At 71.2% G+C, this 2481-nt stretch carries 1 protein-coding gene; it reads right to left on the bottom strand.

The window, feature by feature from the left end; all coding sequences use genetic code 11:
* Positions 1 to 174: 174 nt before the first annotated feature.
* Positions 175 to 2199, bottom strand: coding sequence for an MFS transporter (locus E1283_RS35230; RefSeq protein WP_132822237.1), 2025 nt, complete (start codon positions 2197 to 2199; stop codon positions 175 to 177).
* Between the last annotated feature and the right edge of the window lie 282 nt (positions 2200 to 2481).

Raw genomic sequence — 2481 nt, 5'->3', positions numbered from 1 at the left:
GGCTCCGCCCGGGTGGTCGGGGAAGCGGGCGGAACCACTTTGTTCGACCACGGTACAAAACGAGGGCGGCATCGCGCCACCCCCCTCCCGGTTCCCCGCCGGATTCTTCGCTCCGCGTTCCGTCGCCGGACGACTGCCGGACGACTGCCGGACGGCCGCCGGACGGCCGCCGGATCACTCCCGTTCCGTGGGCCGCGCGGCGGCGCCGAGCTCCGCGCCCAGTTCCCGCACCAGCTCCGTCAGGTCACGCGGCCGGTCGGGGCCCCACCAGTCGCCGAGCAGCGCGGCCAACTCCTCCTCGCGGCCGCGCACGAGGCGTTCGGTCAGCTCGCGCCCGCGCTCCGTGGCGCGCAGCGTCGGTCCGTCGCGCAGGACCAGGCCCCGGTCCTTCAGCTCCTCGACGGCCGGGGTCACCACCCTCATCGGCAGCGCGACGTGCTCCGCGAGCAGCGCCGGCTGGGCCGCGCCGTCCTGGTGGATCCGCAGCAGCAGCCAGCAGGCCGCCGGCGGCAGGTCGACGCCGGCCCGCTCCGCGATCCGCGCGTAGAGGTCGCGGCGCCCGGCGCGGGTGCCGAGCAGCGAGAGCGCCCGCGCGCACTCGTCGTGCGAGGAGCGCTCCACCGGGTTGGGCGGCACCGTCTCGCTCGCGTCCGGTGCCCGCACGCTGCCCCGCAGCCGGTCCTCGCGCAGCGACCAGGCCAGCAGATGGGCGACGCCGAGAACCGGCAGCGCCCAGAGGAAGACGTCGGTGATCGCGTCCGCGTAGGAGTCGAGAGCCCGCCCCCTGGTGGCCGCCGGCAGCGCGCCGATGCCGCGCGGGTCGTGGAGGAGCGACTCGACGGTGACGCCGGGCGGCAGCGGGACGCCGTGCAGCGCGTCCGTGAGTCCGTGCCGCAGCCGGCCGGTGAAGATGGTGCCGAAGATGGCCACGCCGAAGGCCGCGCCGATGGAGCGGAAGAACGTGACGCCCGAGGTGGCCACGCCCAGGTCGCGGTAGTCGACGGCGTTCTGCACCGCGAGCACCAGCACCTGGAGCACCAGGCCGATGCCCATCCCGAAGATCGCGAAGACCACGCTCATCACCACGTCGCTCGTCTGCCGGGTGAGCAGGTGGAGCAGCGCCAGGCCGAGGGCAGTGACGGCGGTGCCAAGCACCGGGTAGAGCTTCCAGCGCCCCGTGCGGCTGATCAGCTGTCCGGAAAGAGTGGACGTCAGCAGCAGGCCGAGCACCATGGGCAGGAGGTGGACGCCGGAGAGGGTGGGGGAGACGCCGCGCACCACCTGGAGGAAGGTCGGCAGGTAGGTCATCGCGCCGAACATGGCGAAGCCGATGACGAAGGCGATGCCGGAGCAGAGCGTGAAGGTGCGGATGGTGAAGAGTTCGAGCGGCAGCACGGGTTCCGCCGCCCGCCGCTCGACCGCGACGAAGCCGACCAGGCCGCAGGCCGAGGCCACCGCGAGCAGCACGATCTGCCAGGAGCCCCAGGCCCAGGTGGTGCCGCCGAGCGAGGCGATGATCACCAGGCCGCCGGCGACCGCGGCGATCAGCGCGGTGCCCGCGTAGTCGATGACGTGCGGCACCCGGTGCACCGGGATGTGCAGCACCGTCGCGATCACGATCAGCGCGAAGACGCCGACCGGCAGGTTGATGTAGAAGACCCAGCGCCAGCTGAGGTTGTCCACGAAGAAGCCGCCGAGCAGCGGTCCGAGCACGCTGGTGGCGCCGAAGGCCGCGCCGAACAGGCCCTGGTAGCGCCCGCGTTCGCGTGGTGGGACGAGGTCGCCGACGATCGCCATGGACAGCACGATCAGTCCGCCGCCGCCGAGACCCTGGAGAAAGCGGAAACCGATCAGTTCCACCATGTTCTGGGCGATACCGCAGAGCGCAGAACCGATCAGAAAGATAACAATCGCGGTCTGGAACAGCTTTTTTCGGCCGTACTGGTCGCCCAGCTTTCCCCAGAGCGGCGTGCCCGCCGTGGACGCCAACAGATAGGCCGTGACGACCCAGGACAGATGTTCGAGCCCGCCGAGATCGCTGACGATCGTGGGCAGTGCGGTGGAGACGATCGTCTGGTCGAGTGCCGCCAGGAACAGCCCGAGCAGCAACGCTCCGAGCGACAGCCACAGCGCGCCGGACGAGTGCGCGTCGGACGCGGTTCCGGCGGCGGGGGCCGCCGGCGCCGGTCGAGGCGGCATGGGCGGCTCCTCCCGGGAGGCGATTCCCGGCCTTGATGATCACTTTTCGGCCAGGCGTATGCGCTTTCCCTCGTTATTTTGTCCGCGTTTGCCGTGTCCGGCTTCTTGAGTGACCGAGCCCCGTCAGTGGGGGTGGTGGGGCATAATCGCTGCCAATCGAAACCGGGGAGGGGGCGCGGTGACCGACCAGTTCGACTGCTTGATCTGTGGCCGTCCCGCGTTGGCGAACGGCGAACCGAGCTGCGACTGCGTCACCCATTCACTCTCCCGCCCCGTCCACCC

It is taken from the genome of Streptomyces hainanensis (assembly GCF_004348415.1).
Taxonomy (GTDB): Bacteria; Actinomycetota; Actinomycetes; order Streptomycetales; family Streptomycetaceae; genus Streptomyces; species Streptomyces hainanensis.
This window is presented reverse-complemented; position numbering and strand designations above follow the sequence as displayed.